We start from the raw sequence: 23,443 nt of genomic DNA on the forward strand, positions 1-23,443 counted from the left end.
CGCCCGCCAGGCGCAGATGACCACACTCTCTCAAGGAGAAGCAACATGGCAAAGAAGTCCAAGGCCTACCGCGCCGCGGCCGACAAGATCGAAGACGGCAAGTTCTACACCCCGACCGAGGCCGTGGCCCTCGCGAAGGAGACCGGCTCCGCGAAGTTCGACTCGACCGTCGAGGTCGCGCTGAAGCTCGGCGTCGACCCCCGCAAGGCCGACCAGATGGTGCGCGGCACCGTCATCCTCCCGCACGGCACCGGCAAGACCGCTCGCGTCATCGTGTTCGCGACCGGCCCCGCTGCCGAGGCTGCAATCGCAGCCGGCGCTGACGAGGTCGGCGGCGCCGAGCTCATCGAGAAGGTCGCCGCAGGCTACACCGCGTTCGACTCGGCGGTCTCGACCCCCGAGCTCATGGGCCAGGTCGGCCGTCTCGGCAAGGTGCTCGGCCCGCGCGGCCTCATGCCCAACCCGAAGACCGGCACCGTGACCCCGAACGTGGGCCAGGCCGTCTCCGACATCAAGGGCGGCAAGATCGAGTTCCGCGTCGACAAGCACGCCAACGTGCACTTCGTCGTCGGCAAGGCCTCGTTCTCGCAGGAGCAGCTCGAAGAGAACGCCAAGGCGGCTCTCGAAGAGGTCCTGCGTCTGAAGCCGTCGAGCTCGAAGGGCCGCTACATCCAGAAGGGCGCTGTGTCGACCACGTTCGGCCCCGGCATCCCGCTGGACGTCAACGCCATCTAGTCTCACCGCAGACTGCACGAAGGGCTCGCCGGCTTGCCGGCGGGCCCTTCGTCGTCGGTGGTGCGATCCGCTCACGCGGTGACGCCGAACCCGCTCTCGCCGGTCGGCTCGCGCGCCGAGACATCCGTGCGCTCGACGACCGCGTCCGGCGGCCCGGTCGTGAGCCAGTCGAGCATCGCGCCGACGGATGCCTCAGCGCCCTCGACCTCGATCTCGACCGTGCCGTCGTGGCGGTTGCGCGCCCAGCCGGCGACGCCGAGGCGCCGAGCTTCGATGGCGGCCGAGTAGCGGAACCCGACGCCCTGCACGTACCCGTGCACGATGACGTGTCGTCGGATCATCCGACCAGCGTAGGCCGCCGGCGCGCACAGCGGGAAGGTGTTCGAGCCGGCCGCCGCATCGCCGACGGCGGTAGCATCCAGTCATGAGCGAGCGGATGACGGCCATCATCGCCGGAGGCGGGGTCGTCGTCGTCGCGATCGGTGTCGGCATCTGGCTGGCGCGACTCGGCGCATGGGGGCTCGTCGCCTTCACGGTGGTGCTGGCCGGCATCGTCGTCTGGCTGCTCGTGCGCCACGAACGGCATCGGCCGGAGGTGCACGACGAGGAGGACGACGGGGATCGGCACCACGGCTTCGAGTGGTCGCCGTGAGCGTCGTGTCCCGGTCGGGGGAACGCCCGTGAGGCGAGACCTGCGCAGATGACCTCGGCGAGGGCGCGTACGAATCCTGCGGCGACTCTGACAGGATCGAGGCATGACAGGTCGCACCCGGACTGAACACGAGGTCTCGTCGCGCGCCACGCGTTCCGAGACTCTCGGCGTGGCACGTGGCTGAGGGCACCCTCGCTCGAATCCTCACGGCGCTCGAGGGCGCCGAGTTCGAGCACGGGATCATCCCCTCGGCGGCGCACGGCCGCCTCGCCCCCGTGTGCACCGAGATCGATGCGGAGCTCGCAGAGGGTGCGCGGTCACCGGCCGACGGCACGCCGCGCGACGCGGAGCTCGTCGGTGCGGCACGCGAATGGGCCACCCGGGTCGAGCGTGGAGAGGGCCTGGCGGGATCCGACACCCGGGCGCTGGCCGCCGTGCTCCGCGAACTCGCCGACGCGCTCCAACCGGTCGACGTGCGCCGGCCCTGAACCGTCGGAGCGGCGGGCAGGGGAGCGTCCGCCCGCCTGCCCGCCGCCGGATGCGCGACGCCGTCAGCGTACGTCGACCGCGCTCGTCGCGCCGGTGCGCAGGCGGATCTCGTCGGCGACGGTGATCGCGTCACCCGACGGGGCATCCGACTTGCGATCGGGGCGTGCGATGAACAGGTAGGCGAGGCCCGTCACGACGACGACGCCGAGGCCGATGAGCACGACGTAGTCGGTGAAGAAGTCGCCCGTGGAACCGGGCAGCGAGAGCAGCACCATCGCGAAGATCCCGTAGGCGAGCGCGAGGACGTTCACGAGGAAGCCCCACGAGCCGAGCGAGAACGGACCGGCCGGCCGCCAGCCCTTCATCCGCTGTCGGAGGGAGGCCAGCACGACCATCTGGAACGCGACGTAGATGCCGAGCACCGCGAACGCCGTGATCGGAACCAGCAGGTCGTTGTTCGCCCAGATGAGCACCGCGATGAGGGCGGGCACGGTGCACGCCACGATGAGCGCATTCGTCGGCACCTTGCTCTTCGGCGAGACGCGTGCAAGCCAGCGGTGGCCGGGGATCATGCCGTCGCGGGCGAAGGAGAACAGCAGACGGCTCGCCGCGGCCTGCAGGCTCAGCACGCAGGAGAGGAACGCCGTGATCGCGATCACGAGGAAGATCTTCGCGCCGGCGGCACCGAGTGTCGCCTCGAGGATGCCGGGGATGGGATCGGCGTCTTCGCCGTTGACGATTGACGCGAGGTCGGGCGCCGCAAGCACGTAGCCGCCGAACGAGAAGAGGGCTGAGACGCCGCCGACGAGGATCGTCAGCATCATCGCCTTCGGGATGCGTCGCGCCGGGTTCTCGACCTCTTCGGCGACGTCGCCGCAGGCCTCGAAGCCGTAGAAGAGGAAGAGGCCGGCGAGGGCGGCGCCCATGAAGGCCGCCGCGTAGCTGCCGTCGCCCTCGACGCCCATGGTGTCGAAGAAGACGCTGAACTCCTGCTTGCGCTGGAAGATCAGCAGGTAGAGGCCGAGGCCGATCACGCCGATGAGCTCGGCGGCGAGGCCGATGCGGGCGACTCGGGCGAGCCACTTCGTGCCGGTGAAGTTGATGGCGAGGGCGATGACGAGGAAGCCGAGGGTGAGCCACAACGTGGAGTCGTTCGTGTGATCGATGCCGAACAGGCTCGCCGCGAATCCGGATCCGAACTCCGCGACGGAGGTGATCGTCACGATCATCGCCCAGATGTAGACCCACGCCGCCATCCAGGCGTAGCGCCGGCCCCAGAGTCGGCGGGCCCAGGGGTAGATGCCGCCGTGGATCGGGTACTGCGAGACGACCTCGCCGAACACGAACGAGACGAGGAGCTGCCCGGCGCCGACGATCACGATCCACCAGATCGAGGGCGGACCGCCGATCGAGAGCGCCACTGCGAAGAGCGAGTAGACGCCGACGAGGGGCGAGAGGTACGTGAAGCCGAGGGCGAAGTTCGCCCAGAGGCTCATGGATCGGTTGAACGTGTCCTCGTAGCCGAGCACGCTCAGGTGTTCGCCGTCGGAGAGGCCCGCAGCGGGCCCGCGATCTTCAGACATTGCTGCCTTCCACTGTCATCGCTGCGCCGGCCGCCCCCAACCGGCGACACCACATCGTCGTGGTGTCGCGCCAGCATAGCCAGACATCCGGTCGTAAAGCTATAGTTCCGGATGATTCATTTCGGCGCGGATTCCCGAGTGAGCGGATGCCGCGGCATCCGCTCGGCGTAGCATGGCCGCCATGGGGGAAGTCAGCGACTACATCGCCGGTCTCGAGGAGCCCGAGCGCGACGTCATGGAACGCATCAGGGCGAGGGCGGTCTCGCTCGTGCCCGAGGCGGTCGAGGGGGTGAGCTACGGCATGCCCGCCCTCCGGTACCGGGACTCGCCGCTGCTCAGCATCATGAAGGCGAAGGCCCACATCGGCCTCTACCCGTACAGTCCTCCCGTGATCGAGGCCATCTCGTCGGAGCTCGACGGGTACTCATGGGCGAAGGGGACGATCCGGTTCACCCCGGAGCATCCGCTGCCCGACTCGCTCGTCGACCGCATCATCCTGCTGCGCCGCGACGAGATCGACGAGAAGAAGAAGCGCTAGCCGTCTCGTTCTCCGCGCACAATGCGCGATCCGCCCTGACCCGAGGAACGTCGTTGCCGTCGAAGCTCTTCCGCAATGCCCGCATCCACACGCTGACCGGCGAGGAGAAGCCCGCCGAGGCGCTGCTCGCCGTCGATGGCGAGATCGTCGCGATCGGCGACGACGCCGAGATCGGCGCACTCGCCGGCCCGGGCACGATCGAGGTCGATCTCGGCGGTCTCGCGGTCGTGCCGGGGTTCATCGATGCGCACATCCACACCGCACTGCTCGCCGGCGAGCGCGGGCAGCTCGATCTGCGAGGCGTCCGAAGCCTCGACGAGGCGTTGGCGGCGATCCGGTCCCATGCGGCGGGCCTGCCGGCGGGTCGCGGCATCTTCTGGGGCAGCTGGGACTCCAACACGTGGGCCGTGCCCGTGCAACCCGATCGCCACAGCCTCGATCGCATCTGCCCCGACCGACCGGTCGTGCTTCCGAGCATCGACGGGCACACCGTCTGGGCCAACAGCTTCGCCCTCGCCGCAGCCGGGATCACGGCGGCGACGCCCGATCCGGTCGGCGGCGCGATCGTCCGGGATGCGCGGGGCGAGCCCACCGGCATCCTCCGAGAGGAGGCGCAGCGCCCGCTCGATGCCGTGATCGGCGCGCCGTCGGTCGCCGACCTCGTCGAACAGCTCGCGGTCGAGCAGGCGCACCTGCTCGCCGTCGGTCTCACGGGCGTGCACGACATCGACGGCGAAGACGCCCGCGCCGCCTACCTCGGGCTGCATCGAAGCGGTCGCCTGAGGCTCCGCGTCCACAAGGCCATCCCCGCCGTCCACCTCGATGCGGCGATCGCCGAGGGCCGGTACACGGGCCAGGGCGACGACTGGTTCCAGACCGGCCCGGTCAAGCTCTTCTCCGATGGCGCGCTCGGCTCGCACACCTCGCACATGGGCGAGGCGTTCGTCGGGGAGTCCGGCAATCGCGGCATCGAGGTGATCCCGTACGTCCGTCTGCGCGAGCTCGTGCGCACGGCGGCCCTCGCGGGCATCGCGGTCGCCACGCACGCGATCGGCGACGAGGCGAACCATCTCGTGCTGAACGCCTACGCCGAGAGCGCCGAGCTCAGTCGCGCCGCAGGCCTCCGGCATCGCATCGAGCACGCCCAGCACATCCGCTGGGAAGACCTTCCCCGATTCGCGGAGCTCGGCGTGATCCCGTCCCTGCAGCCGACGCACTGCACCTCGGACATCGCGCTCGCGTCGACCCTTCTCGCCGGACGCGACCTCGCGAACTACGCGTGGCGTGCCCTCGCCGATTCCGGTGCGCACGTGGCCTTCGGCTCGGATGCCCCGGTGGAGAGCCCGAATCCGATGCACGCGGTGCACGCCGCCGTCACGCGGGAGAACGCAGCAGGGGAGCCGGCCGGAGGCTGGGAACCCGAGCAGCGAGTGACCGTCGCCGAGGCTCTCGCGGCCCATTCGGCGGGCAGCGCCTACGCCGCCAACCGCGACCACCGGCAGGGAACGCTCGCCGTCGGCAGGCTCGCGGACTTCGTCGCGCTCGAGCGGGACCCGTTCGAGGTGGAACCGACCGAGCTCCGCGACCTGCGGGTCGCCACCACGGTGGTCGGCGGCGAGGTGCGCTTCCAGCGCTGAGCACGACCCTGCGGCAGGCTCAGACGACGGATGCCCCGGGGCAGGCCCCGGGGCATCCGATCAGTGCGCGTTCGCGGTGATCAGCCGATGCGGATCATCTTCTTGTTGACGAACTCGTCGGCGCCGAAGCGGCCGAGTTCGCGGCCCGAGCCCGAGCGCTTGACGCCGCCGAAGGGCAGTTCTGCGCCGTCGGCGCCGACCAGGTTCACGAAGACCATGCCGGCCTCGATCTTGTCGGCGACGCGGAGGGCCTGCTCCGAGTCCGTCGTGAAGACGTAGGAGCCGAGGCCGAACGGGGTGTTGTTCGCGAGCTCGACCGCTGCGGCTTCGTCGGCGACCTTGAAGACCTGCGCGACCGGGCCGAAGAACTCCTCGTGGAAGGCGTCGGAGCCGGGCTGCACGTCGGTGAGGATCGTCGCCGAGTAGTAGTTGCCGTCGCGCGCGCCGCCGTGGTGGAGCGTGGCGCCCTGTGCGACGGCCCGCTCGACCTGCTCGGCGAGGCTCTCGGCGGCCTTGGCCGACGAGAGCGGGCCGAGTGCGGTGCCGGCCTGGGCGGGGTCGCCCTGCTCGACCTCGCTCATCGCGGCGGTGAACTTCTCGAGGAACGGCTCGTAGAGGTCTTCGACCACGATGAACCGCTTGGCCGCGTTGCAGGCCTGGCCGTTGTTGTCGACGCGGGCGAAGACGGCGGCGCCGACCGTGGCGTCGAGGTCGTCGGTCGAGAGCAGGATGAAGGGGTCGGAGCCGCCGAGCTCGAGCACGACCTTCTTCAGGTGGCGACCGGCGATCTCGGCGACGATCGCGCCGGCCCGCTCGGAACCGGTGAGCGAGATGCCCTGCACGCGCGGGTCGGCGATGACGGTCTCGATCTGCTCGTGCGAGGCGTAGATGTTGACGTAGGCGCCGACCGGGAAACCGGCGTCGAGGAAGATCTGCTCGATCGCGGCGGCGGACTCGGGGCACTGCTCGGCGTGCTTGAGCAGGATCGTGTTGCCGATGATGAGGTTCGGGCCGGCGAAGCGGGCGACCTGGTAGTACGGGAAGTTCCACGGCATGATGCCGAGGAGCGGGCCGAGCGACGAGCGGCGGATGAGTGCCGAGCCCTCGCCGGCCAGCAGGTCGATCTTCTCGTCGGCGAGCAGCGACTCGGCGTTGTCGGCGTAGTACTCGTAGATCGCGGCCGAGAACTCGACCTCGCCGACGGCCTGCTCGATGGGCTTGCCCATCTCGCGCACGATGATCTCGCCGAGCTCCTGGGCGCGCTCGTTGTGCAGTTCGGCGACGCGGCGCACGAGGGCGGCGCGCTCGGCGACCGTGGTGTCCTTCGACCAGGTGCGGTGCGCCTCGGTGGCCGCGGCGATGGCCGCCTGCAGGCCCTCGTCGGTGATGGTGTCGTAGGACTCGACCGTCTCGCCGGTGGCGGGGTTGGTCACGGCATAGGGCATGGGTTTCTCCTTCTCGGGGTGCACACACTGCACACACGCCAGAGCTCGTCTGCCGCCGTGCATACGCTCGACTTCAAAGATATATCAGCGGATGATTCAGATCGACCCGGATGACGCGGGGTCGACGAGCACTCGCAGCGGCGTGCCGGGGCACGGCTCTCCGGGGCCGGCGGGGTCGGCAAGCTGCCCCACCTGCAGGGTCGGCTCGGTCGAGAGCACGACGCGGCCCTCGTCGTTCACGAGGGCGAGCGGTGCGGGCACGTCGAGGAACGCGGCGAGGAGCTCGCGCTCGAGTCGGCGCACCGAGACGTCGGCGCCGACGACGCCGACCATGCGGGAGTCGTCCGCGTGCACCGGCATCGTCATCGTCAGGATGTAGTCGCACGTGCAGAGGTGGTCGACGTAGGGCCCCGTGACGTGCGCGTGCCGGGTCGTCGCGGGGATGCGGTACCACTCGAGGGCGCGGAAGTCGCGCAGGTACTCGGTGTACCCGCGGGTCGTGAGGTCGAGGCGCGTCGGCTCGGTCGTCGAGCCGAGCACGGGGTTCGCGTCGAGCGGCCCGAGCCACCATGCGAAGTGCACGTCGCGCCCGCGCACGATCTCGCCGTCGGCGATGAACCCGGCCCCGACGAGCAGTGGCTCGGGCTCGGTCAGGCGGGGGAGCACGAGGTCGGCGACGACCGAGTCGAGCGCCGCCGGGCGCACTTCGGCCGCACCGTCGATGAGCTGCTCGACCGGGATGCGCCACGCGGCGAGCTGGTCGAAGACGCTCGCGAACACCGTGCCGACCGAAGCGGCGACGTCACGCGCTGACCGGCTCATCGAGCGCACCTCCCCGCTCGATCCTGGCCTTCGCCGCGAGGAGCGGCACCGAGAGTCCGCGCACGAGGTCGCCTGCGGACTCGCGGGCCTCGACCGGGCGGTGCGCCGCGACGGCGCGGACGATGCGGCGGTCGTGCGCCGAGGCATCCGCTCGCTGCCCGTCGTCGTCGAGGCCGAGCAGCAGGAGGGGGCCGAACTCGGCCTGCAGCCGGATCTGCTCGCGCACGAGCCGGGCCGACTGGCTGAGCACGGCGACCTCGAGGAAGAACCCGCCCTGATTGGTGCGAGCGGATGCCGCGGTGTCGAAGTCGGCTGCGTCGAGCCACGCCGCGAGCCGCTCGGCGTCACCTGCCGACGCCCGCTCGGCTGCGCGCTCGGCGACTCCGGCGAGGATGGCGCCGAAGTACACCGCCATGTCGCTGAGCTCGACCTGGGCGAGGCCGCGCAGGCGCGCGGTGATGAGTGAACGGTGGTCGGCGTCGTCGGCGACGACGAAGCTGCCGCCCTCTCGCCCGCGGCGGGTCTCGACGAGGCCGGCCTCGCGCAGGATGCCGAGGCCCTCGCGCACGGTGATGAGTGCGACGCCGAAGCGGCGGGCGAGCTCGGGTTCGCTCGGCAGGCGTTCGCCGGCGCCGAGCACCCCGAGCACGATGCCGTCGGTGAGGCGCTGCGCGACCTGCTCGGCGCGGCCCGTGTCGGCGAGCTGGGCGAACACGGCTTCGCGCGCGCCCGGGCCCACCCTCGATTCCATGCGTTCAGGCTAGTCGAGCGACTCGCCCGGAATCGCACCACCGCTTGTCAGGAGATGCTGCGACGATCCTCGGAACGGCGTCGGCGGCGGTCGGGACAGGTCGGCATCGAGAAAAGAAGCGATATAGGATGATTGCGCGGTCGCAGGGCCGCCGACATGCGAAGGCGGATGGGATGCACGAGCGACGGGCCGATGACGAGGCGACCGACGGCGTGCTCTCGGGCGTGCGCGTCGCGGACTTCTCGCGGGTGCTCGCCGGCCCGTACGCCACGATGATGCTCGCCGACTTCGGCGCCGACGTCGTGAAGATCGAATCCCCGGCCGGTGACGACACCCGGCACTGGCGCCCGCCCGTCGACGCGAGCGGCCGGGCCACCTACTTCGGCAGCGTCAACCGCAACAAGCGGTCGGTCGCGCTCGACCTGACGGATGCCGCGGGGCTCGCCGAGGCGCGCCGGCTCGCTGCCTCGGCCGACGTCGTCATCGAGAACTTCCGGCCGGGCGTGATGGACCGCTTCGGGCTCTCCTACGACGAGGTGCGGGCGTCGAACCCGGGCGTCGTCTACTGCTCGATCACGGGCTTCGGCACGGGGGAGGGCGCCGCGCTCGCCGGGTACGACCTGCTCGTGCAGGCCGTCGGCGGGCTCATGTCGATCACGGGCGCCGCCGACGGCGAGCCCGCGAAGGCCGGCGTCGCCCTCGTCGACGTGCTCACCGGGCAGAACGCGGTCGCCGGCATCCTGCTCGCCCTCCGCGAGTGCGACCGCACGGGTCTCGGCCAGCGGGTCGAGGTGAACCTCCTGCAGGGGCTGCTCTCGGCGCTCACCAACCAGGCGGCGTCCACGCTCGCCACGGGCACGCCGCCGCGGCGCCTCGGCAACGCGCACCCGAGCATCGCGCCCTACGCCGTCTTCCACGCCACCGACCGCGAGCTCGTGATCGCCGTCGGCAACGACAAGCAGTTCCGGGCGCTCGCCGCGGTGCTCGGGGTTCCGGCGCTCGCCGGCGACCCGCGGTTCGCGGGCAACGTCGACCGCGTCGCACACCGCGCCGAGCTCACGGCGGCGATCGAAGCGCGGCTCGCCGCGGCATCCGCTGCGCACTGGGTCGAGGCGCTCAGTGCTGCCGGTGTGCCCGCCGGCCTCGTGAACGACGTCGCCGAGGCGATCGCGTTCGGCGAGGCGCTCGGCCTCGAGCCCGTGGCGGAGATCGACGCCGGGCCCTTCGCGAGCCGCACGATCGCGAACCCGATCGGCCTCTCGGCCAGCCCCGCCGCCTACCGCACCCCGCCCCCCGCGCTCGACGAGCACGCCGGCGCCGACTGGCACCAGACCCCCGCGAAAGGACCGCACCGATGACCACCGCCCCCTCGATCGACGCCGTGTTCGACCTCGACGCCCTGCTCAGCTCCGAGGAGCTCGAGTGGCAGCAGAAGGCCCGCGCCTTCGCGCAGGACCGGTTGCTACCGGTCATCGAGGAGGATTTCGAGGCGAAGCACTTCCGTCGCGAGTTCGTGAAGGAGCTCGGCGACCTGGGCTTCCTCGGCATGCACCTGCAGGGCTACGGATGCGCCGGCGCCGGCGCGGTCTCGTACGGCCTCGTGTGCCTCGAGCTCGAGGCCGCCGACAGCGGCTGGCGCACCTTCGTGTCGGTGCAGGGCTCGCTCGCCATGAGCGCGATCCACAAGTACGGCTCCGAGGAGCAGAAGCAGCAGTGGCTGCCCGGCATGGCGGCCGGCGACCTCATCGGATGCTTCGCGCTCACCGAACCGCAGGGCGGCTCGGACCCCGCCGGCATGACCACGACCGCGCGCCGCGACGGCGACGGCTGGGTGCTCGACGGTGCCAAGCGCTGGATCGGCCTGGCCTCCCTCGCCGACGTCGCGGTCGTGTGGGCGAAGGTCGACGACCCCGAGTTCGGCGGCGGTGACGGCGGCCGTGCGGTGCGCGGATTCCTCGTGCCGACCTCGACGCCGGGCTTCACGGCCACGCCGATCGACGGCAAGCTCTCGATGCGCGCCTCCGTGCAGTGCGACATCTCGCTCGACGGCGTGCGCGTCGACGGCGACGCGATCCTGCCGGGTGCGAAGGGGCTCTCGGGTCCGTTCGGGTGCCTGAACGAGGCGCGCTACGGCATCGTCTGGGGCGCGATGGGGGCGGCCCGTTCGTGCCTCGAGGCGGCCATCGAGCGTTCGGTCGACCGCGAGGTGTTCGGCAAGCCGATCGGCGCGAACCAGCTCATCCAGGCGAAGCTCGCCGACATGTTCCTCGAGGTTGAGAAGGGCATCCTCCTCGCGCTGCATCTCGGGCGTCTGAAGGAGCGCGGCACGCTCACGCCCGCCCAGATCTCGGTCGGCAAGCTCAACAGCGTGCGCGAGGCCCTCGCGATCGCGCACGAGGCGCGCGCGATCCTCGCCGGCGACGGCATCACGAACGCGTGGCCCGTCATGCGCCATGCGGCGAACCTCGAATCGGTCCGCACCTACGAGGGCACCGACGAGATCCACCAGCTGATCCTGGGGCGCGAGCTCACCGGGCTGAACGCGTTCTGATCCGGAAGGCGGACGAGATGGCTGAGACGAGCAGCACCATGGATGCCGCGGGCATCGCGCCGCGCGACGAGCAGCGTCGTGACGAGGACCCGGTCGTCGCCGACGTCGAGGCCGACGTCGAGATCGCGGTGCGACTCGCCGCGGCATGCGGTGTCGACCGATCGTCGCGCACCGACCGGGCCCGATGGCTGACCGTGCTCGCCGAGGGTCTCGAAGCGCACCGCGACGAGCTCGTCGCGCTCGCCGCCGAGGAGACCCACCTCAGCACGACGCGACTCTCCGGCGAGGTGACGCGCACCGCGACCCAGCTGCGCTTCTTCGCGGGCGTCGCCCTCGAGGGGTCGTACGTCGAGGCGACGCTCGACGCCCCCGACGCCTCGCTCACCCCGCCGCGCCCCGACCTGCGGCGGATGCTCCGCCCGCTCGGGGTCGTCGGTGTCTTCGCCGCCTCGAACTTCCCGTTCGCGTTCTCGGTGCTCGGCAACGACACCGCGTCGGCGCTCGCCGCGGGCTGCCCGGTCGTCGTGAAGGCGCATCCGGGGCATCTGCGGCTCTCGCGTCGCGTGGTGCAGATCGCGCACGTCGCCCTCGTCGAGGCGGGTGCGCCCGCGACGGTGCTCGCTCTCGTCGACGGCTTCGATGCGGGCACCGCGCTCGTGCGGCATCCGCTCGTCTCGGCGGTCGGATTCACCGGCTCGACCCGCGGCGGGCGCGCGCTCTTCGATCTCGCCGCCGCCCGGCCCGCGCCGATCCCGTTCTACGGCGAGCTCGGCTCGATCAACCCGGTCGTCGTCACGCCGGCGGCCGCCGCTGCGGACGTCGGGGGCATCGCGACCGGACTCGCGGGCTCGTTCACCCGCGACGGCGGCCAGTACTGCACGAAGCCCGGGCTCGTCTTCGTGCCCGAGGGTGCCGGGTTCGAGCAGGCACTCGTCGCCGCGCTCGCCGGCGCAACGTCGCAGACGCTGCTCACCGACGGCATCGCGAGCGCGTTCGACGCGGGCTCGGCGGCGCTCGCCGCACGCGACGACGTCGAGGTCGTCTTCACCGGCGATCCGGCGACGGATGCCTCGGCTCCCGCGGTGATCGCGACGACGACGGGCGCGTTCGTCGCCGCCCACGAGACCTTCCTCGAGGAGTGCTTCGGCCCGCTCACGGTGCTCGTGCGCTACGCCGACGAGGCCTCGCTGGACGCCGCACTCGCGGTGCTCGACGGCTCGCTCACGGGCACGATCCACCACGAGCCGGGCGAAGACGTCACGGCACTCACCGAGGCCCTCGCCCGGGTCGCGGGCCGCATCGTCTACAACGGCTGGCCGACAGGCGTCGCGATCGCCTGGGCGCAGCACCACGGCGGCGGATGGCCCGCGACGACCGCGTCGGTGCACACCTCGGTGGGGGCCACCGCGATCCGGCGCTGGCTCGAGCCCATCGCCTACCAGGACGCACCGGCAGGGGTGCTGCCGCCGGAGCTCGCCGACGGCAATCCGCTCGGCATCCCGCGCCGTGAAGACGGCGTGCTCGCCGCGGGCGCCGCGGAGTAGCGCACGAATCGACGGAGGGGGCGGCCGGGATCGGCCGCCCCCTCCGTCGTCGCCGTCAGTTGATGCCGGGGATGACGAGCCAGCGGTTCACGAGCACCAGCCAGAGCGCGACGAGCACGATCGCGGAGATCGTGAGCGCGAGGCCGGTGCGACCGCGGGTGATGAGCGCGACCACGAGCACGACGAGCGTCGCGATACCGAGCACGAGCGACCCGAACGGGATGCCCGGCAGGAACAGCGACAGCACGAACAGTGCGGCGACGATGACCTCGATGACGCCGACGACCGAGCCGCCCTTCCCTCGGAGGCGTCGGATGCCGTCGACGAGCGCGAGCGCGCCGCCGACGAGGGCGATGATGAGGAGCCATGACAGTGTGATCACGGGTGGGGGTTCCTTCCGATCGGTGTGGGGGGCACCACGACGACGGAGGGGACTCCGTCGCCGCGGCCAGCGTAGCCACCGGTGATCCGGCGGCGGAAGGGCTTGCGCGAGAGAGCACCGACACGGTATTCCGCGAGCGGAATGTGATCGGGATGCTGCGAATCGTGCGGTTTCGGAAATGAAACGCGGGGTAACGCCGTTTTCCTCACGGGGCGAGGCCGTGATGGACTCGTCCGCACGGCGATGGCACCCGTCGCCGCACAGCACTCCCCACGAACGGAGCTCCACATGTCTCGCGCACCCCGCGTCCGCACCCTGCTCGGCCTCGCCGCGGCATCCGTCGCCGTCGTCGCCCTCGCCGCCTGCTCGAGCGGAGCGCCGGCGTCGAGCGAAGCCGCGGTCGACGACGAGTACGGACTGGTGAAGGCCGGAACGCTGACCGTCGCGACCGAGGGCACCTACCCGCCCTTCACGTACCACGAGGGCGGCGCGGGCGAGCTCGTCGGCTACGACGTCGAGATCGCCGAGGCCGTCGCCGAGAAGCTCGGCCTCGAGATCCAGTTCGAAGAGACCCAGTGGGACGCGATCTTCGCGGGCCTCGACGCCGGCCGTTTCGACGTCATCGCGAACCAGGTGTCGATCAACCCCGACCGCGAAGAGAGCTACCTCTTCTCGACGCCGTACACGGTGTCGCCGAGCGTCGTCGTCGTGAACGAGGGCGACGACTCGATCTCGAGCTTCGAAGACCTCAAGGGCAAGACCACGGCGCAGTCGCTGACGAGCAACTTCTACCAGCTCGCCGTCGACGCGGGCGCGAACGTCGAGGCCGTCGAGGGCTGGGCGCAGGCCGTCGCACTCCTCGAGCAGGGCCGCGTCGACGCGACCGTCAACGACAAGCTCACCTACCTCGACTACCTCAAGCAGACGCCCGACGCGAAGCTCGCCGTCGCCGCCGAGACCGACCCGAGCGAGAGCGCCCTCACCTTCGCGAAGGACAAGACCGCGCTCGTGAAGGCCATCGACGAGGCGCTCGCCGAACTCCGCGAGGAGGGCGTGCTCGCAGAACTCGGCGAGAAGTACTTCGGCGAGGACGTCTCGCAGTAGCGCTCGCCTGCATCTCACCGGCGGATGCCGCGTTCCCCTGATTCGCACGGGCGACAGCGCCCGAGTGGAATCATGGGCTTGCGGCATCCGCCGCATTCCGGAAGGCGGTGCGGCGATGACCGATTGGCAACTCGCGCTCGACTCGTTCTGGCCATTGCTCTGGGGCGGCATCACCGGCACGATTCCGCTTGCAGTGGCCTCCTTCGCGCTCGGCCTCGTGCTGGCGCTCGGCGTCGCGCTCATGCGCATCAGCCGCAACCGGGTGCTGAGCGGCATCGCGAGGTTCTACATCTCGGTGATCCGCGGCACGCCGCTGCTCGTACAGCTGTTCGTGATCTTCTACGGCATGCCGTCGATCGGCATCACGATCGACCCGTGGCCGAGCGCGATCATCGCGTTCTCGCTCAACGTCGGCGGCTACGCGGCCGAGGTGATCAGGGCGGCGATCCTCTCGGTGCCGAAGGGGCAGTGGGAGGCCGGGTACACGATCGGCATGTCGCCCGGCACGACGCTCACCCGGCTGATCCTGCCGCAGGCGGCACGCGTCTCGGTGCCGCCGCTGTCGAACACCTTCATCTCGCTCGTGAAGGACACTTCGCTCGCCTCCCTCATCCTCGTGACCGAGATGTTCCGGGTGGCGCAGGAGATCGCGGCGTTCAGCCGCGAGTTCCTGCTCATCTACATCGAGGCGGCGCTCATCTACTGGCTGTTCTGCCTCGTGCTCTCGAGCGGGCAGAACCTGCTCGAGAAGCGATTGGACCGCTATGTCGCCCACTGATCCGCTCGCCCCTGCAGCGACGCCGGATGACTCGGTGCTGCTCTCGGCACGGGGCATCCGCAAGTCGTTCGGCGACAACGAGGTGCTGCGCTCCATCGACCTGGAGGTGCGGCGCGGCGAGGTCGTCGTGCTCATCGGCCCGAGCGGCTCGGGCAAGACCACCGTGCTGCGCTCGCTGAACGGCCTCGAGACGCCGAGCGCCGGCACGATCGACTTCGCCGGCGGCCCGGTCATCGACTTCGCGGCACCGGTGCCGAAGGCCCAGCGCTACGCGCTGCGCGACCGCTCGGCGATGGTGTTCCAGCAGCACAACCTCTTCCCGCACATGACGGTCATCGAGAACGTCATCGAGGGCCCGGTGCGCGTGCAGAAGGTGCCGAAGAAGCAGGCGGTCGCCGAGGCATCCGCGCTGCTCGACCGCGTAGGCCTCGCCGAGAAGCGCGACGCCTACCCGTTCGAGCTCTCGGGCGGGCAGCAGCAGCGCGTCGGCATCGTGCGGGCGCTGGCCCTGAAGCCGCAGCTGCTGCTCTTCGACGAGCCCACGAGCGCGCTCGACCCCGAACTCGTGGGGGAGGTGCTGCAGGTCATCAAGGAGCTCGCCGACGAGGGCTGGACCATGGTCGTCGTCACCCACGAGCTGAGCTTCGCACGGCAGGCGGCCGACGAGGTGCTGTTCATGGACGGCGGCGTCGTCGTCGAGCGCGGCGCGCCCGGCGCGATCTTCACGAACCCGACGCACGAGCGCACCCGGCGCTTCCTCGACCGCATCCTTCGCCCGCTCGAGGACGGCGGGGCCGACGACGTCAGCCCTTGACCGCGCCCGCGGTGAGGCCCTGGACGATGTAGCGGCTCGCGAACGCGAACAGGATCATCGTCGGCAGGATCGTCAGCACGGCGGCCGCCGACATGGAACCCCAATCGATGTTGAAGCTCGTGATGAAGCCGTTGAGCGCGGTCGGGATCGTCTTGTTCTCGTCCTTGTTCATCAGCGTCACCGACAGGAACAGCTCGTTCCAGCAGTTGACGAAGTTGAAGATGAACGCCGCCACGATGCCCGGCTTCATCACCGGGACGATGACCCGGAACAGTGCGCCGAGCCGGGAGCATCCGTCGATCATCGCCGCTTCTTCGAGGGCGTCGGGGACGTTCGCGAAGAAGCCGCGCAGCATGATCGTGCAGAACGGGATGCACACGGCCACGTAGACCAGGATCAGGCCGAAGCGGTCGTCGACGAGCCCGAGGTCCACCATGAGCAGATAGAGCGGCCCCAGTGCGATGAACGCCGGGATCATCTGGGTGACGAGGAACGCCATGAGGATCGCCGTCTTGGTGCGGAACTCGAACCGGGCGAGCACGTAGGCCGAGAGCAGCGAGATGAGCGTCGCGGTGGTCGCCGCAGCGGTCGAGACCACGAGACTGTTGACGACGTAGGTGCCGAAGTCGGCCTTCTCGAACAGCTGCACGTAGTTCTCGAACGAGAACTCGGTCGGCCAGTACTGCAGCGGATAGCTGAAGATGTCTCCCGGCGCCTTGAACGAGGTCACGATGATCCAGTAGAGCGGGAAGATCGTGATCACGAGCCAGAGCCCGAGGAAGCCGATTCGGGTGATGCGTGCGGGCGTGGTCTCCGTGTCGATCACGAGGACGCCTCCTTCTTGCCGCGAAGGGCCATCAGGTAGAAGGCCGAGAAGACGAGCAGCAGGCCGACGACGATGAGTCCGAGCGCCGAGGCCACGCCGTAGTCGCCCTTCTGGGTGAACGTGATCATCCACGTGGTGATGATGTGCGTCTGGTTGGCGGGGCCGCCACCGGTCATCGCCCAGATGATGTCGGGGAAGTTGAAGATCCAGATCACGCGGAGCAGCACGGTCAGGGCGAGCGTCGTCGAGATGTACGGGATCGTGATCTGGAAGAGCGTGCGCACCTTGCCGGCGCCGTCGAGGGCCGCGGCTTCGAAGAGCTCATCCGGAACGGACTGCAGCGCCGCGAGGATCATGATCGCGAAGAACGTCACGCCGTACCAGATGTTGGCGATGATCACGGCGAACATCGCGGTGTCCGGTTGCGCCAGCCACGGGATGCCCTGGTCGATGAGGCCGGTCTTCATCAGGAGGTCGTTGACCACCCCGAACTCGCCGTTGAACATCCAGCGGAAGAGGATGCCGATGAGGAAGCCCGAGATCGCCCACGGGAAGAAGATGAGTGCCTGGTAGAGGCCGCGGAAGCGGAACCTCCGGCGCAACCAGAGCGCGAGCGCGAAGCCGATCACCAGTTGGGGCACGATCGACGCCACCACCCAGAGCACCGAATTGCCGAGGATCACGCCGAACGAGGGATCGGCGAAGATCGTGGCGAAGTTCTGGAGCCCGATCCACGAGGTGTCGGTGAGATTGCTCAGGTTCCAGTGGCGGAACGCCATCTGACTGCCGGCGAGCATCGGGTAGTAGATGAACACGCCGACGAAGATCGCGGCGGGGAGCATGAACGCGAGCACGACGAGTCCGCGGTGCGTCGTGAACGCGCGGCGGCGGCGCGGCGCGGGGGCGGGGGTCGCCGGGGCGGGAGCGCCCGCCCGTGTGGACGGGCGCTCCTAGACGGTCGTCATCTGGGGGGACATCCGTTGTCGTCGGTTCGGCGGCCTACTCGGCGGCCCACTTCTCGGTCCAGTAGGCATCCCAGCTGGCGAGCAGCTCCTTCGTCGTGAGCTGGCCGATCAGCACCTGCTGGAGCTCCGAGTCGGCCTTGTCGGCCCACTCGGTCCACCAGGCCACACCGCGCGGCTGCACGGCGGTGATGTACGTCTCGGGGTTCTCGTTCATGGTGAGGTAGCTCTCCCACGCGCCGGTCTTGTAGAACTCCGCCTCGTCGCCGCCGTTCAGGATCGGGACGAGGCTGTTGCCCTCGGTGAAGCGGATCGAGGCGTCGCCCTCGGAGAGGAACTGGATGAGCTTCGCCGACTCCGCCTGGTGCTCGCTCGCCTCGGCGACGCCCCAGCCCGCGGTGGCGAGCGGCTGGATCGCCGTGCCGCTCGGTCCGACGAGTATCGGAGCCGTCGTCCATTGCTCACCGGTGATGGCCGTCGACTGCTCGACCGCCGCGATGACCTCCGGGTCCTGCAGCAGGAACGCGGTGGAGCCGTTCGAGAAGCCCTCCACCATCTCGGGGTAGCCCCATGCCACCGATGACGGCGGCGATGCCTGCTCGAAGAGATCGAGGTAGAGGTCCATCGCGTCGAGCGCCTCGGGAGCCGAGAACATCGAGTCGCCGTTCTTCAGCCGGTACGCGTTCTCGAGGTCGAGGTCGTCGGCGACGTAGGCCTCGATCACCAGGGCGGCGTTCGAGTAGCCGTTCGTGCCGCCGCGGAACGCGTAGCCGTAGGTGTTCGCCTCGGGGTCCTGGATCGCCGACGCCTGCTCGAGCAGATCCTCCCAGCTCGCCGGGGCGCCGTCGAACCCGGCCTCCTCGACGAGGTCGGTGCGGTAGAAGAGGCTGATGCCGTAGAAGCCGTACGGGATGAAGTAGGTCTTGCCGCCGGCCGTCGCGACGTTCTTCGCATTGTCGGTCAGCGCGTCCCACCCCTTCCAGCCCTCGAATTCGGGGCCCATGTCGGCCAGCCATCCGTTCGTCGAGAACGGACCGACGGTGAGGTCGCGCACCTCGAGGACGTCCACGCCGGTGCCCGACTGGAGCATCTGCTGGATCTTCTGGTCGGCCTGGTCGGTGGGCGGCGAGATCAGCTCCACCTCGATGCCGGCGTTCTCCTGCTCGAACTCGTCGATGAGCGTCTCGAGCAGTTCGGTGCGCGCCGGGTTGGTCAGGCTCTCGACCATCTGCAGCGTGACGGTGCCGTCGTCAGCGGCGCCGGAGCATCCGCTGAGGGCGAGGGTTGCCGCCAAGCCGATGCCGAGTCCGCTCAGGACCTTGCTGTTCGCCATTCGTCTCCTCATTTCTGGGTGGGTGCGATCGTTCTTCAGGGGTGTTCAGTTCAGCGATGCGCTTCCGCGGCGAGCTCGCAGAGCGTCGGGACCAAGCGGTCGACGAACGCTTCGAAGTCGCGCGCGGTGTTGTACGCGTGGGTGGAGAGCCGGTAATAGCCCACGCCGTCGAAACTCGTGAACGCCGCTTCGACGCCGAACTCCCGCACGACGCGGTCGCGCAGCGCGTCGGCCTCGGGGTGGGTTCGGGCGAGGCCGTCCGGCAGGCGCACCAGGCGCAGCGCGTTCACGGGCGCACCGACGTCGACGCGGTGAGACTCGCCGGTCCGTTCGGCGAAGGCCTCGGCGATCAGCGTCTCGGCGTAGTCGGCGAGTTCGGTCATGTACGCGCGCACCGCCGGCCATCCCCAGTGCTCGTCGATGAATGCGTACGAGTCGGGAGCGGCGAGGTAGCTCGTCTGGTCGAGGGTGCCCTGCGTGTCGAATCGTTCGGGGAAGGGGTACGGGGCGCCCCACGAATCGATGAGGGGGAACAGTTCGTGCCGCAGCTCTCCGCGGGCGACGAGCACGGCGGCTCCGCGTGGCGAGCACGCGAACTTGTGCAGGTTGCCGACCCAGACGTCGCACTCGAGCCCGTCGAGCGGTGCGTCGTAGAGTCCGGGAACGTGGGCGCCGTCGACGAGTGTCGTGATCCCGCGCTGCCGAGCGGATGCCGCGACCTCGCGCACGGGCAGGAATCGCGCCGTCGCGGAGGTGATGTGGTCGATGACGATCAGTCGCGTCGCATCGGTGCAGGCGCCCATGATGCGCTCATGCGCCTCGGCGGGATTCGCGTCGAGCGGCACCCGTGCGGTCACGACGCGACCACCCCAGCGGCGCGCGGCGCGTTCGGCACCCATGGTGACCGCCCCGTAGCCGTGATCGGTGACGACGATCTCGGCGCCGGGCCGCGCGGCGAGGCTGTTGTAGACCACGCTCGCGCCGGCGCTCGCGTTCGGCACGAGGGCCGTGTGCTCCTCGGCGGTGCCGATGATCGCGGCGATGGCGCGACGGGCGTCCCCCACGCGCGCGGGCAGGGTCGAGAACCAGTCGACCGGCCCGGCGTCCATGACGGCGCGGAGGCGGTTCTGCTCCTCCTGCACGCGCCGGGGCACGGCTCCGAACGACCCGTGATTCGTGTGCAGCGCGGTGTCGCTGAGAGTCCAGCCGGTCGAGGCGGGCGAGCCGTCGGCGAAGGCGAGGGCGGTGGGCGCTGCGGTGGTCACTGGTGCGGTCGTCCTTGTCTGTCCATCAGCGGTGGTGATGTCGGACGCTTCCCGTTCGAAGACATTAGATGACTCTTGATACTTCGTTGCTTCAGAGCCGACAACGGCGACTATAACCACAAAGTCATAAGATGACTAGTGCAAAGGCGTGCCCTCTAAGCTGATCAGCACGACCCGAGCCCGACCAGGAGACAGCATGAGCGCGATCGACGACGCATTCCACGGATTGCGGCACATCATCGCGTCGGGCGAACTCGCGCCCGGCCAGCGTTTCCCGCCCGAGGCCGAACTGTGCGAGCGGCTCGGCGTCTCCCGAGGGTCGCTCCGAGAAGCGGTGCGCATGCTCGATGCGCTCGGCGTGATCGAATCCCGTCACGGATCCGGCACCTACGTCTCCGCGCTCGAGCCCGCGAACATCATCGGTGCGCTCAGCCTCACGGTCGAGCTCATGCCGTTCGACGCGTTCATCGAGCTCTACGAGGTGCGCCGGGTCCTCGAGTCCCACGCCGCGTCGCAGGCGGCGGCCCGCATGACGGAGGCCGGCGAGTCGGAGCTCCGCGCCATCCTCGACGAACTCGAAGCCCGCGAGGGGGAGCAGGGCACCGAGCTCGACGCCCTCTTCCACGAGACGATCGCGAAGCTCGCCGGCAACGCGGCCCTCGTCGAGCTGCTCCGAACGTTCCGGTCCCGGTCCCGGGCCTACCAGGTCTTCGATCTCCCCTCCGGCCCCGATATGAAACAGGTCAGCGATCACGGCCACCGCGAGATCCTCGCCGCCCTCGTGAACCGCGACCCGGCGTCCGCGCATGCCGCCGCCGCAGCGCACGTCGCGCAGACCGAGCAGTGGCTTCGTACGATTCGGCCGGCTCCTGTCGCACGGACCGTGCCCGCTGCGAGCTGACGGCGACGAGCCCGGCTCGTCGGCGAGCGGGCCGGCGTGCTCCGATTCGGCCGGGTTCACCGAGGCGGGGCGGCTAGCGTTGGAGCATGGCCGGCTCGCGACGCACCAGCGCTGACGAGGCGCAGCGGGTGCGACGGGACCGGCGCTTGCTCGGTGTCTTCCGTCTCGCGATCGCGGCACTCGAGGTCGTCGCCCTCATCGGCAACTTCCAGTACGTGCTCGGGTTCCGGCTCTTCGCGACCGCCAACTTCTTCAGCTACTTCACCGTGCAGTCGGCCTTCGCCGCCGTCGTGACGCTCGCGATCGGGGCGGCCTTCGCCCTGCTCACGCCGCGCGACCCGGTGTGGCTCGGCATCCTCCGCACGATGGTCACGGTGTACGTGCTCGTCTCGGGCATCGTGTTCGCGATCATCGTCGCGCAGGCCTCGACGCGCGACTACCGCATGGAGGTGCCGTGGTCGGACACGGTGCTGCACTTCATCGTTCCGGCGCTCGCCCTCATCGCCTGGACGGTCGACGCGATCATGGCCGTGAACCCGCGCGTGCCGTGGTCCACCGTCGGCTGGGTGCTCGTCTTCCCGTCGATCTGGCTCGTCTACACGCTGTTCCGCGGGGCCGACGTCGGGTGGTACCCGTACTTCTTCCTCGACGAGGCGCAGGTGGGCGGGCCGGCCGGCGTCGCCCTCTACTGCCTGCTCGTGCTCGTGATCTTCGTCTCGCTGACGGCGGGGCTCGTCGCGATCAATCGGGGCCTGTGGCGAAGGGCGCGAGCGCCTCGAGCACCTCGGCCTGGAACGAAGGATCGTCGAGCGCCTCGAGTCGAGTCGCCTGCGCTGCAGCGATGAGCCCCATCAGGATCGGCTCGCCGGTCGCCAGGCCGACGTCGATCCACGTTGCGACCGGGGAGAGCTCGCCGACGACGGTGAGCACGTTCGGGGTGACGAGCCCGGGGGAGTCGGGGTCGCCGTCGAGTTCACCGTCGGGGAGATCCGCGGCGACCGCGTCGTCCGTTCGCCAGAACGCCTCGTCGAAGCGCAGCCACACCGTGTCGACCACGCCCATGCCGAGCAACGAGATCGCCCGCTGGTGCATGAGCGGCAGCGCGGGACTGAACCGCACGGTGTCGGTCTTCAGCACCCCGAGCGGAATGGTGACGACGGCACGGTCGGCCGTGAGCGACTCCCCGGAGTCCAGGCGGAGGCTGACCCTGCGATCGGTGTAGGCGATGCTCGTGACGACGCTCGACACGGCGATCTCGAGCGGCTCGGCGAGCGCGTCCACGAAATCGGAGAGGCGGCCGGTCACCAGGTCGCCGAGCCGGTCGACGCGGTTCGCGTCGTACTGGGAGGCGGAGACCGCCGACGTGATGGCGCCGGTCGACGGTGCGACCCCGCTGTTGATCGTGTGCGCGAGCCAGTCGGCCTGGCTCACCCCCGCGGCATCGGGCACCGCCGAGAGCGGGGTCGCACCCGAGCCGGTCAGGGCCGCCGCAAGCGACACGTCGTGGGGCTGGGTCGCCGCCCACTCCTGCGCGATCGCGATCGCGTCCGGCCCGGTCGTCGGAATCGGCACGCCGAGCCCTGCCGCGGTCGTCGCCGAGACCGCTGCGGTGAACGGGACGGTGTCGACGGATGCCTCGTGCAGCGCGTCGATCACCGCCTCGTCGTCGCCGGTGAACACGCCGCCCAGTTCGACGGGGGTGTCGAAGCCCGAGGCATCCGTGCTGTGGATGCGCCCGCCCAACCGGTCGCGGGCCTCGAGCACGACGACCTCGAAGCCGGCGTCGACGAGCTCGCGTGCCGCCGTGAGCCCGGCGAGGCCGGCCCCGATCACGGCCACGCGCTCGCCGGCGGTGCCGAGCCGGGCGATGTCGGCGGCCGCGCGGATGCCGGAGGCCCGGGCGGCTTCGAGCGTGCCGGGTCGATCGGGGTCGGTCGCCTCGCCGGCGATGACGAGGCGCTCCTCGACCGGTTCGGAGAGGGCCCGTCGGAGCTGCGGGGTGCTGCCGACCGAGTCGAAGCTGAACGCGCCGCGCGAGAACGGTTCGGCGCCCCAGCGCGAGCGGCGCATCGCCGTCGGCAGCGGTACGCCGTTCGTCGGAGTGGGCGGCGCGGTCGTCGGGACCGCCGTCGAGGGCAGCGGACTCGGGCTCGGCTCGGGCCACGTGCAGCTCGCGAGCGCGAGCGTCGCGAACCCCGAGAGCGAGGCGGCGATGAAGGTTCGCCGGCCGATGCCGCCGGGCGCCGCCCGTGAGTCCATGGGATTCAGGCTAGCCGACGGCTCAGCGCCCGGCCTGCACTCCCCGGAACGACGAAATGCAGGGGACTCCCG

24 protein-coding genes are annotated in these 23,443 nt (G+C 70.2%); 13 read left to right on the forward strand and 11 right to left on the reverse strand.

Annotated elements, in window-relative coordinates:
• The first annotated feature begins 45 nt into the window (after positions 1–45).
• On the forward strand, positions 46–735 hold the full coding sequence (gene rplA / locus BUR99_RS13870; RefSeq protein WP_074260908.1) for a 50S ribosomal protein L1: 690 nt from the start codon (positions 46–48) through the stop codon (positions 733–735).
• Between the two features lie 71 nt (positions 736–806).
• Here rplA and BUR99_RS13875 read toward each other — a convergent pair whose 3' ends face one another.
• A complete protein-coding gene (locus BUR99_RS13875) occupies positions 807–1,076 on the reverse strand; it encodes an acylphosphatase (protein ID WP_074260909.1) in 270 nt (89 codons plus the stop codon).
• A gap of 83 nt (positions 1,077–1,159) precedes the next feature.
• Between BUR99_RS13875 and BUR99_RS13880 the strand changes: the two genes are divergently transcribed.
• Positions 1,160–1,387 carry a hypothetical protein gene (locus tag BUR99_RS13880; protein ID WP_074260910.1) on the forward strand — a complete coding sequence of 76 codons (228 nt, stop codon included), beginning with the start codon at positions 1,160–1,162 and terminating at the stop codon, positions 1,385–1,387.
• A 176-nt stretch (positions 1,388–1,563) separates the two neighbouring features.
• A complete protein-coding gene (locus BUR99_RS13885; protein WP_074260911.1) occupies positions 1,564–1,875 on the forward strand; it encodes a hypothetical protein in 312 nt (103 codons plus the stop codon).
• A 63-nt stretch (positions 1,876–1,938) separates the two neighbouring features.
• On the opposite strand, the gene BUR99_RS13890 is transcribed toward BUR99_RS13885, so the two are convergent.
• On the reverse strand, positions 1,939–3,459 hold the full coding sequence (locus tag BUR99_RS13890; RefSeq protein ID WP_084184000.1) for an APC family permease: 1,521 nt from the start codon (positions 3,457–3,459) through the stop codon (positions 1,939–1,941).
• A 181-nt stretch (positions 3,460–3,640) separates the two neighbouring features.
• Between BUR99_RS13890 and BUR99_RS13895 the strand changes: the two genes are divergently transcribed.
• The gene (locus BUR99_RS13895; protein ID WP_074260912.1) at positions 3,641–3,997 is read left to right on the forward strand and encodes an iron chaperone; all 357 of its coding nucleotides are present in this window, start codon (positions 3,641–3,643) and stop codon (positions 3,995–3,997) included.
• Positions 3,998–4,050: 53 nt separating this feature from the next.
• A complete protein-coding gene (locus BUR99_RS13900; protein WP_074260913.1) occupies positions 4,051–5,634 on the forward strand; it encodes an amidohydrolase in 1,584 nt (527 codons plus the stop codon).
• 80 nt (positions 5,635–5,714) lie between these two features.
• On the opposite strand, the gene BUR99_RS13905 is transcribed toward BUR99_RS13900, so the two are convergent.
• From BUR99_RS13905 to BUR99_RS13915, 3 genes are all read right to left on the reverse strand, one after another.
• Positions 5,715–7,079, reverse strand: coding sequence for an NAD-dependent succinate-semialdehyde dehydrogenase (locus BUR99_RS13905; RefSeq protein ID WP_074260914.1), 1,365 nt, complete (start codon positions 7,077–7,079; stop codon positions 5,715–5,717).
• A gap of 96 nt (positions 7,080–7,175) precedes the next feature.
• Positions 7,176–7,901, reverse strand: a complete 726-nt coding sequence (locus BUR99_RS13910; RefSeq protein ID WP_074261060.1) for a cache domain-containing protein — start codon at positions 7,899–7,901, stop codon at positions 7,176–7,178.
• Positions 7,882–8,652 carry a FadR/GntR family transcriptional regulator gene (locus BUR99_RS13915; protein ID WP_074260915.1) on the reverse strand — a complete coding sequence of 257 codons (771 nt, stop codon included), beginning with the start codon at positions 8,650–8,652 and terminating at the stop codon, positions 7,882–7,884. The genes BUR99_RS13910 and BUR99_RS13915 overlap by 20 nt, the downstream gene beginning before the upstream one ends.
• A gap of 173 nt (positions 8,653–8,825) precedes the next feature.
• On the opposite strand from BUR99_RS13915, the gene BUR99_RS13920 reads away from it, so the two are divergent.
• Genes BUR99_RS13920 through BUR99_RS13930 form a run of 3 tightly spaced genes read left to right on the forward strand, consistent with a single transcriptional unit; the run spans position 8,826 to position 12,747 of the window.
• Complete coding sequence (locus tag BUR99_RS13920) at positions 8,826–10,010, forward strand: CaiB/BaiF CoA transferase family protein (RefSeq protein WP_200802735.1); 1,185 nt, start codon at positions 8,826–8,828, stop codon at positions 10,008–10,010.
• Entirely contained in the window at positions 10,007–11,203 is a 1,197-nt protein-coding gene (locus BUR99_RS13925; protein WP_074260916.1) for an acyl-CoA dehydrogenase family protein, read from the forward strand. The genes BUR99_RS13920 and BUR99_RS13925 overlap by 4 nt, the downstream gene beginning before the upstream one ends.
• Positions 11,204–11,241: 38 nt before the next feature.
• Positions 11,242–12,747 (forward strand): aldehyde dehydrogenase (NADP(+)), encoded by a 1,506-nt coding sequence (locus BUR99_RS13930; RefSeq protein ID WP_084184034.1) that lies wholly within the window; start codon positions 11,242–11,244, stop codon positions 12,745–12,747.
• 55 nt (positions 12,748–12,802) lie between these two features.
• Here the strand turns inward: BUR99_RS13930 and BUR99_RS13935 are convergent, their stop codons facing one another.
• Complete coding sequence (locus BUR99_RS13935; RefSeq protein ID WP_074260917.1) at positions 12,803–13,129, reverse strand: hypothetical protein; 327 nt, start codon at positions 13,127–13,129, stop codon at positions 12,803–12,805.
• Between the two features lie 288 nt (positions 13,130–13,417).
• Here BUR99_RS13935 and BUR99_RS13940 point away from each other — a divergent pair, with 288 nt between their 5' ends.
• The 3 genes from BUR99_RS13940 (at position 13,418) to BUR99_RS13950 (ending at position 15,825) form a co-directional block, all read left to right on the forward strand.
• Entirely contained in the window at positions 13,418–14,233 is an 816-nt protein-coding gene (locus BUR99_RS13940; RefSeq protein WP_074260918.1) for an amino acid ABC transporter substrate-binding protein, read from the forward strand.
• A 115-nt stretch (positions 14,234–14,348) separates the two neighbouring features.
• Positions 14,349–15,011: an amino acid ABC transporter permease gene (locus tag BUR99_RS13945; RefSeq protein ID WP_074260919.1), complete on the forward strand. Its 663-nt coding sequence runs from the start codon at positions 14,349–14,351 to the stop codon at positions 15,009–15,011.
• The gene (locus tag BUR99_RS13950; protein ID WP_074260920.1) at positions 14,998–15,825 is read left to right on the forward strand and encodes an amino acid ABC transporter ATP-binding protein; all 828 of its coding nucleotides are present in this window, start codon (positions 14,998–15,000) and stop codon (positions 15,823–15,825) included. The genes BUR99_RS13945 and BUR99_RS13950 overlap by 14 nt, the downstream gene beginning before the upstream one ends.
• On the opposite strand, the gene BUR99_RS13955 is transcribed toward BUR99_RS13950, so the two are convergent.
• The 4 genes from BUR99_RS13955 to BUR99_RS13970 form a co-directional block, all read right to left on the reverse strand.
• Positions 15,815–16,651 carry a carbohydrate ABC transporter permease gene (locus BUR99_RS13955; protein WP_074260921.1) on the reverse strand — a complete coding sequence of 279 codons (837 nt, stop codon included), beginning with the start codon at positions 16,649–16,651 and terminating at the stop codon, positions 15,815–15,817. The genes BUR99_RS13950 and BUR99_RS13955 overlap by 11 nt on opposite strands.
• Positions 16,648–17,505, reverse strand: coding sequence for a carbohydrate ABC transporter permease (locus BUR99_RS13960; protein ID WP_234980851.1), 858 nt, complete (start codon positions 17,503–17,505; stop codon positions 16,648–16,650). Before BUR99_RS13960 ends, BUR99_RS13955 begins: the two co-directional genes overlap by 4 nt.
• Before the next feature lie 145 nt (positions 17,506–17,650).
• On the reverse strand, positions 17,651–18,946 hold the full coding sequence (locus BUR99_RS13965; protein ID WP_143231637.1) for an ABC transporter substrate-binding protein: 1,296 nt from the start codon (positions 18,944–18,946) through the stop codon (positions 17,651–17,653).
• 50 nt (positions 18,947–18,996) lie between these two features.
• A complete protein-coding gene (locus tag BUR99_RS13970) occupies positions 18,997–20,211 on the reverse strand; it encodes an aminotransferase class V-fold PLP-dependent enzyme (RefSeq protein WP_074260923.1) in 1,215 nt (404 codons plus the stop codon).
• Positions 20,212–20,407: 196 nt separating this feature from the next.
• On the opposite strand from BUR99_RS13970, the gene BUR99_RS13975 reads away from it, so the two are divergent.
• The gene (locus tag BUR99_RS13975) at positions 20,408–21,112 is read left to right on the forward strand and encodes a FadR/GntR family transcriptional regulator (RefSeq protein WP_074260924.1); all 705 of its coding nucleotides are present in this window, start codon (positions 20,408–20,410) and stop codon (positions 21,110–21,112) included.
• A gap of 86 nt (positions 21,113–21,198) precedes the next feature.
• A complete protein-coding gene (locus BUR99_RS13980; RefSeq protein ID WP_074260925.1) occupies positions 21,199–21,957 on the forward strand; it encodes a Pr6Pr family membrane protein in 759 nt (252 codons plus the stop codon).
• Here BUR99_RS13980 and BUR99_RS13985 read toward each other — a convergent pair.
• Complete coding sequence (locus tag BUR99_RS13985; RefSeq protein ID WP_074260926.1) at positions 21,854–23,371, reverse strand: flavin monoamine oxidase family protein; 1,518 nt, start codon at positions 23,369–23,371, stop codon at positions 21,854–21,856. The genes BUR99_RS13980 and BUR99_RS13985 overlap by 104 nt on opposite strands.
• Positions 23,372–23,443 lie beyond the last annotated feature (72 nt).

It is taken from the genome of Agromyces cerinus subsp. cerinus (genome assembly GCF_900142065.1).
GTDB classification, from domain to species: domain Bacteria; phylum Actinomycetota; class Actinomycetes; order Actinomycetales; family Microbacteriaceae; genus Agromyces; species Agromyces cerinus.